This window comes from Gordonia alkanivorans NBRC 16433 (genome assembly GCF_000225505.1).
GTDB classification, from domain to species: domain Bacteria; phylum Actinomycetota; class Actinomycetes; order Mycobacteriales; family Mycobacteriaceae; genus Gordonia; species Gordonia alkanivorans.
The window spans coordinates 205,761-212,439 of sequence record NZ_BACI01000056.1; the positions used below are offsets into that span (position 1 = coordinate 205,761).

Annotated in this window: 7 protein-coding genes and 1 pseudogene; 4 read left to right on the top strand and 4 right to left on the bottom strand. The window is 68.3% G+C overall.

Annotated features, from left to right (window positions below):
• Window positions 1-32: 32 nt before the first annotated feature.
• From GOALK_RS24230 to GOALK_RS10980, 4 genes are all read left to right on the top strand, one after another.
• A complete protein-coding gene (locus GOALK_RS24230; RefSeq protein WP_006358885.1) occupies window positions 33-185 on the top strand; it encodes a hypothetical protein in 153 nt (50 codons plus the stop codon).
• A gap of 57 nt (window positions 186-242) precedes the next feature.
• Entirely contained in the window at window positions 243-881 is a 639-nt protein-coding gene (locus GOALK_RS10970) for a response regulator (RefSeq protein ID WP_006358886.1), read from the top strand.
• A 10-nt stretch (window positions 882-891) separates the two neighbouring features.
• A complete protein-coding gene (locus GOALK_RS10975) occupies window positions 892-2,175 on the top strand; it encodes a sensor histidine kinase (protein ID WP_006358887.1) in 1,284 nt (427 codons plus the stop codon).
• 290 nt (window positions 2,176-2,465) lie between these two features.
• Window positions 2,466-2,930, top strand: coding sequence for a hypothetical protein (locus GOALK_RS10980; RefSeq protein ID WP_006358888.1), 465 nt, complete (start codon window positions 2,466-2,468; stop codon window positions 2,928-2,930).
• A 129-nt stretch (window positions 2,931-3,059) separates the two neighbouring features.
• On the opposite strand, the gene GOALK_RS24590 is transcribed toward GOALK_RS10980, so the two are convergent.
• The 4 genes and pseudogenes from GOALK_RS24590 to GOALK_RS24240 all read right to left on the bottom strand — a co-directional run.
• Entirely contained in the window at window positions 3,060-3,350 is a 291-nt protein-coding gene (locus tag GOALK_RS24590) for a hypothetical protein (RefSeq protein ID WP_006358889.1), read from the bottom strand.
• A 78-nt stretch (window positions 3,351-3,428) separates the two neighbouring features.
• A complete protein-coding gene (locus tag GOALK_RS24595; RefSeq protein WP_306302398.1) occupies window positions 3,429-3,725 on the bottom strand; it encodes a hypothetical protein in 297 nt (98 codons plus the stop codon).
• Between the two features lie 224 nt (window positions 3,726-3,949).
• Complete coding sequence (locus GOALK_RS24500; protein WP_040004125.1) at window positions 3,950-6,436, bottom strand: helix-turn-helix domain-containing protein; 2,487 nt, start codon at window positions 6,434-6,436, stop codon at window positions 3,950-3,952.
• Window positions 6,437-6,446: 10 nt separating this feature from the next.
• Window positions 6,447-6,679, bottom strand: a pseudogene (locus tag GOALK_RS24240) (Hsp70 family protein); the annotation flags it as partial.

The window sequence follows — 6,679 nt, forward strand, 5'->3', positions numbered from 1 at the left end:
AGTCGGCCGATCCCGAGGCCACCCCCCGGTACATGGCTGCCTACACGCTCGACGGTGATCTCCCCGAGATCGTCGCCCGGATCCATGCCGACGCGGGCAACCGGACGCCGACCACCGCCTCGCGCACCGACCCGGGCTCGGAGTTCCGTCTGTTCGAGTTCATCGAGGAGCAGCACGCCGAGTAAGGCCCCGAAACCCGTGTAACCGGGTGAAACGCGTTGTATGCACCGTATTCTGGGGCGATGGAAACCCTCGTGACCGCGGTCGTCGTCGACGATCACCCGTTCTTCCGGGACGGGGTGTCGCGGGGTCTCACGCAAAGCGGTCGGGTGCGGGTGGTCGGCGAGGCCGCTGACGGCGCCGCCGGCCTCGAACTCATCCGGCGCGAGAACCCCGACGTCGCCGTCGTCGACCATCAGATGCCGGGGATGACCGGCGTCGAGCTGGCCCACGCGGTCACCCGCGACAAGCTGCCGACGCGTGTCCTCCTGCTGTCCGCGGTCACCGAGGGACCCATCGTCTTCCGGGCGCTGCAGGAGGGCGCCGCCGGTTACCTGTCGAAGGATGCCGACCGCGACGAGATCGTCGGCGCGGTGACCCGGGTCGCCAAGGGCGAGACCGTGGTACCCCCGGGGCTCGCGGCCGGCCTGGCCGGGGAGATTAGAGCCCAGACCCAGCGGGACGCACCGGCCCTGAGTGAACGCGAACGGCAGGTCCTCGCCGGTTTCGCACGCGGACAGTCGATTCCGCAGGTTGCCGCCGAGTTGTACATCGGGGCCGCGACCGTGAAGACCCACACCCAGCGTCTCTACGAGAAGCTCGGGGTCTCCGACCGTGCCGCCGCGGTGGCCGAGGCGATGCGTCGTGGCCTTCTCGAATAACCGGCGGGTGATGCGCAACTCCGACGTCGAGATCGCCGGTCTGACCGTCTATCTCGGCTTCGGCGAGTTCGCCGACGAGCCGCGTATCCACCGAATCCTCGTCGACCACGCGATCCGCGGAATCCGGATCCAGGTGCTCCTGCGACTCTTCCTGGCACTCTTCGTGCTCCTGACGGTCTGTCTGGATCCGCCCGACCATGCGGCTGTGTTCAGCGTCGTCACCGCCGTTCTCTATGCGGCATGGTGTGTCGCCGGAGCGGTCGTGGCCCGGAGTCACCAGTCCTGGATGGTCCGCTACTCGTGGATCGCGTTGCCGATCGACCTTCTGCTGCTGACGATCCTGGCCGTCGTCGCCGGTATGTCCAACGAGGTCAGCTGGACCACCGATGCGCTGATCGCCGGCTTCGCTCTGGTCCCGATGATCGCGGCCATCTCGCTGCAGCCGCGCCTCTGCGCGATGGTCGTGGCGTCGACCGTGGTGGTCTACGCGGTCGCGAACATCCTCGCCCGGGACTCGAACGGCGAGCCGTGGTCGATCATCGTCCTGCGCATCCTCGTCGTCGCGGCTCTCGCGGTCGGGGCGGTCCTGTTGTCCCAGCTGCAACGGTCACGGGTGACGACCATCGGATCGCTCGCCGCCGAACGGGCCCGGCTGCTCGACGCGACGATGGAGATCGAGGAACGCGAGCGCCGCGACCTCGCCGACAACCTCCATGACGGCGCCCTGCAGTATGTGCTCGCCGCACGGCAAGAGCTTGCGACACTGCGGGGTTCGGCCGATCCGGTGACCCTGGACCGGGTCGACGGCGCCCTGCGCGACTCGGCACGGCTGCTCCGGTCGACACTGAGCGAACTGCACCCCGCGGTCCTCGAGCAGGCCGGCCTCGCCGTCGCCCTCACCGACCTCGCCTCGTCGTACGGCAGTCGCGCCGGCGCACCGTCGATCTCGGTGGACACTGCCGCCTGGCCTACCGAGCTCCGCACAACCGCCGATTCGCTGCTGTTCGCCGCGGCGCGCGAGCTCCTCACCAACGTGGTCAAGCATGCCGACGCCGAGACGGCGGAGGTCACGGCCGAGTTCGTCGACGGGGTCGCGCGGCTGGTGGTCGTCGACGACGGCGTCGGACTCTCCAACGAGGTCGAGGAACTTATGCGACGACGCCAGGCCGCCGGCCACATCGGCCTGGCCTCGCGGCGAGTACGCATCGAGGGGGTCGGCGGCACGTTCTCCCTGGAGAACCGGCCCAGCGGCGGGACCGCCGTCGTGGTCGAGGTGCCAGCGCGCGAGGTCTGACTCCGCCACTGGGAAGCGCCCCCGAAACCCGCCCTGTACAGCGGATTCGGCGACATGGTGTCGTCGGGCGGGCTGTGGGGGGTGCCTTTCGGGGGCGGATCCGTTGGGGCGGTTTTCAGCGCTGGCCTCTGCCCCTGTCCACCGATCGGTGGATGCGCGAATCCACCGGTGGATCACCCGGTCGGCGGAATCCCGGCGGGGTCGTTTCCGAGGAAAGTCATTGGTGTCACCGGGACAGCCCGGAACAACCACAAACAGAGAAACCCCACCTCAGAGACTCGGAGAACCCCATGAAGATCGCGTCCCGCATCGCAGCCGGAACCCTCGGACTCGCCGCCGCCACCGGCATCGCACTCGGTGCCGCCGGAGCAGCCCACGCCGGCACCATGCCGATCACCCGCCCGGGAGAGCCGACGGTCGCGATGACGATCACCAACCACACCGACAAGCCCGAATACCTGATCGGCAGCAATGCCGATGGCGGCCAGTGGGTCAACGCTCCGAAGCAGGTCCTCTACCCCGGTGCCAGCGAAACCATCACGGCCGTCGCACCGTTCAACAATCATCTCGACGTCGACGCCATGTACCGTATCGGCCTCTTCGGCCCGACCGCCAACTACCAGCTCACCAACCACAAGTACAACGTGAACACCGGGATGAGCGGTATCTGGGGACCCCAGTCGCAGCAGTACTGGATGAACAGCCACATCGACACCGGCTTCCCGCAAGCCAACGTCGGATTCGACCAGTGGTGAGTGGAGGACGCCTGCTGATCACTGGAAACACCACAGGCCCCGCGACCGAGACGGTCGCGGGGCCTGCGGTGGTTTCGACGAGCTCGACCAGCGGGGAGAAGCGCTGGGATATGAGCTCGAATCACCGCATCAGGGGAAGAGATTCTCCAGCGAGCCGAAGCCACCGGCAACATCCGTGGCCGTGAAGTTCGTGGTGCAACCGTTGAACGAGACGTTGTCGATGTTCACGGTCCCGGCCTTGCTCGTGGGCTGGCTCGAGATGCCGTAGTCGTTGACCACGGCCTTGTCGCCAGCGGCTTCGATGAACTTGTCCAAGGTCGCGTTCGAGCCCTTCGGGATACCGGGGAAGGCTCTCGTCGCCCACCACTCGTTCGAGCCGGCCGGGTCAGCCTTCGCCTTTCCCTCCGGGGCGGACCACACCAGCGTGGCGAAGCCGTCCGGTTCCCCGCTCTCTGCGTCAAGCAGTCGGATCTGCCAGTTCGCCTGGCCGTCGGACTTTTATGTCAACGGCTTCTTTGCCACGTCAGCGAGCGGCAGCCGGCCGGCCGTGTGGTAGGAAGCCTGTCGTGGCGTGTCGCCGGTGGTCACGAACTGCAGTGATCCGTCATCGTCGTTGACTTTGACGTCGGAATGCTTTCCGGCCTGGCCCCGCTCATCGGAGAAGGTATTTCCCCAGCCGGCGGGGCTACCCGGGCTCGAAACCTTTGCGCAATTGTTTTCGTCCACCGGCGCGGCATTTGCCCCGGCAGGCGCGATGAGTCCCGCGATTCCGAGAGCTGCACCGACAGTGGTCACACGTATCAGATTACGTTTCATGTGTTTCCCGACCTCCATTTATATTTCGATCTATGGACATCGGCGAACGTAACAAACGAAAAGTAGAGGTACCACCCCCCTTGAGGAACACATCACACTATTGAAATTGGCGAATATTCAATCGAACAACATCGATTCGCGACAATCCGGACAGAGCGCACGACCCTCACATTGTTCTTCTGTGGGAATGAATATGTCCTAAATCAGCTATATCCCGCGGCTCGTAACGCGGCCATCAATTCCGAACGCGACCCGGCATCCAATCGGCGTCGAATACGGGAAACATGGTGCTCCACGGTCTTCGCCGAGATGAACAGCCGGGCGCCGATCTCGCGATACGTGAAACCCTGCAGAAGTTCTCGCGCGACCTCGGCCTCCCGCTCGGTCAACAGGCCGTCGACCGGTCGGGGGCGCCGCCGATCCGCGTCGACCGACCGGGCCGTCTCCAGTAAGCCCGCCGTAGCATGCGGGTCGTCGGAACGTAGCGCCGAGATCCCCGCCAAACGGCCTGCTTCCCAATCCAATCCGCGCAACCGCAGCGCGGCGATCGCGTCGGCCACCTGCGCGTCGTCGATGGTGCCGGCCTGTTCGAAGGTGAGCGCCGACCACGCGCGGGCGGCCGTCACGAGACCTGATGCGCTCGCGTTGCGCGCAGCGATCGAGTCGAGGTGTCGTTGTCGCCCGGTCGCGAGCTCGGCATCGCCGGCGATGACCGCTGCCTGGACTCCGGCGAAATGCCACGGTGCCGCCCAGATCATCGGGTTGTCCAGTGCATCGAGCAACCTGTCTGCCGCAGCGATGTACCGGTCGATCGACGCCGTGTCGTCAAGACGCGCAGCGACCTGCCAGAACTCGGCGAGGGATCGCAGGAGATAGAGGTCGACCTCGGTCGCGGCGAGCAATGCCGACGCTTCCGGCCACAGCGCGGCGAGCGCCGAGGTGTCGCCGTGGCGATGAGCGAGGCCGAGGCGGACGGCGTGCACCCGCAGCCGGTCGACCGCACCGGCGGGCTCGGCGGTCGGCAGCAGACGGGTGGCCGTCTCGAGGTCACCGCCGGTCAGCGCGATCTCGGCATCGAGCAGGGTCCCCGTCGCGCAGTCACCCGCAGCTTTCCGAAGTGCGCGGGCCGCGTTGAGGTCGCCGCTGTTCAACGCCAGTGCGGTCGCGGCGTGCAGGGTTCTCGCGGCCGCCGGATCCCACCGGCCCGGCATGGTCGCAGTGAGCCCGCGGACCACGAGACCGACCGCGTCGCCGGCCACGCCGTCGCCATCTCCGAAGTCATCGGAGACCGACGCGAGCAGACCCCGGGCCGCCAGCGACCGCACTGCTCGAGCACCCACGGGCGGGCGTCCACCGTCGGCGGCCGCGACCGCCGCGGCACCTGCACGGTCCCCGACCGCCACGAGTGCCGTGACCGCGGAAAGGGATTCGGCCGCAACGTGGTCCGGACCGAGCCAACGGTAGAGATCAGCCGCGTGGGAACCGAGACCGCGCTGGGCCGCGACGAGAGCAGCGATCCCCACCCAGCACTCGATCCCCTTCTCCGCGGGATGAGCGGACTCGAGCCGGATGTCCGCGACCTCACCCGCGCCGTCGGCATCGCCAGAAGCCAAGGCGCGCTGGGCCATCAGAAGACGGACGTCGTCACGCCCCGGTTCGACGCGATCGGCGGCACGGAGCAGAACCACCGCGCGCGCCGCGCCGGCATCAACCGCACCGGCGAGCAGGGTGTCGACCAGCCGTGGGTCCTCGATCCCCGACTCCGCGGCATGCAACGCGTCGTCGACGGTCAGTTCGCTCGCCCGCAGCCGCACCGCGATCGACGTGCGGCGGAGCTGCTCGAGGCGCCGGTTCCCGACTACCGATCGCAGTGGATCGGCAGCGGCCGACACGAAGACGTCGGCTCCGCGCAGCAGGCCGCTCCCCCGCGCCCGGTCGAGTGCCTCGACCGCCGTCTCGTAGGGAACGTCGAGTGTCTCGGCCAGACTCTCGGGGTCCAGCGGCGCGCGTGACGACGCGAGGGCCAGGACGGACAGGGTCGTCGGATCGAGGCCCCGGAGCAGGCGATGGTGATGGTCGCGCGCCACGCGTTCGACCACCGCCGGCTCGTCGACGGTCTCTCCGAGTCCCGCGGCCGCGGCTTCTTCCCGGATCGCGAGCAGCGCAGCGGTGACGACATTGCGCACGCCACCACAGCGTCGGCGGATCTGCGACGCGGTTGCCGGTGTGAGTGTGAGACCGGCCCGAGCCGCGCGGATGAGCACGTCTGCCGTGCTCATCGTGCCGAGGTCGAGAACCGTGGCGGAGCGGCGGGCGAGATCCAGCACCGCGCGGAGGATCGGGTCGGTTTCACGTGGTTCCGCCGTGGCGATCAGTCCGATGGTTCCGGCATCGACCATCGTCGCCATCCGTGCGACGAGGTCACTCGGCCAGGTGTGGAGGTCGTCGGCCAGGACCACCGTCGGACCGGCCGAATCGCCCCCGGTCGGCATGCCGACGCTGACCGGGACGTCGAGTTCGCATAACCCCTCGGACACAACGTTCAGCAGTCCGGTGCGTCCGCTTCCCGGGAAGCCGACGGCGATCGCGCAGAGCGGGAGCCTCGTGCGCGCACGGTCGAGGACGTCGTCGACCCACACCGACACGGAGTCCCGACGATCACCGACCGTCGGCGAGGGCGAGGCAGTCACCCGCCCGGCTTCAGCAGACGACACGGGTGACGCCACACAGGACCTGACCGGTGCCGTCGAGAATCTTGCCGGGCACCTGCAGGACACCGCCCGGCCGGCCGCCGCCCGAATCGCCTCCCGTGCTCGGCTGTCCGGGATTCGCCGGGGCGGGGTTCGTATCCGGGACGGGTGCGCTTCCGGGGTCCGCCGGCGCCGGCGCGGGCGCGGGCGCAGGTGATGCGGCCGGTGGAGCCGCCGGTGCCG

Bases quoted from the DNA above. Each gene is read 5' to 3' on its own strand.
- GOALK_RS10970 (WP_006358886.1), top strand. From the start codon at position 243: ATGGAAACCCTCGTGACCGCGGTCGTCGTCGACGATCACCCGTTCTTC.
- GOALK_RS10980 (WP_006358888.1), top strand. From the start codon at position 2,466: ATGAAGATCGCGTCCCGCATCGCAGCCGGAACCCTCGGACTCGCCGCC.
- GOALK_RS24230 (WP_006358885.1), top strand. From the start codon at position 33: ATGGCTGCCTACACGCTCGACGGTGATCTCCCCGAGATCGTCGCCCGG.
- GOALK_RS10975 (WP_006358887.1), top strand. From the start codon at position 892: ATGCGCAACTCCGACGTCGAGATCGCCGGTCTGACCGTCTATCTCGGC.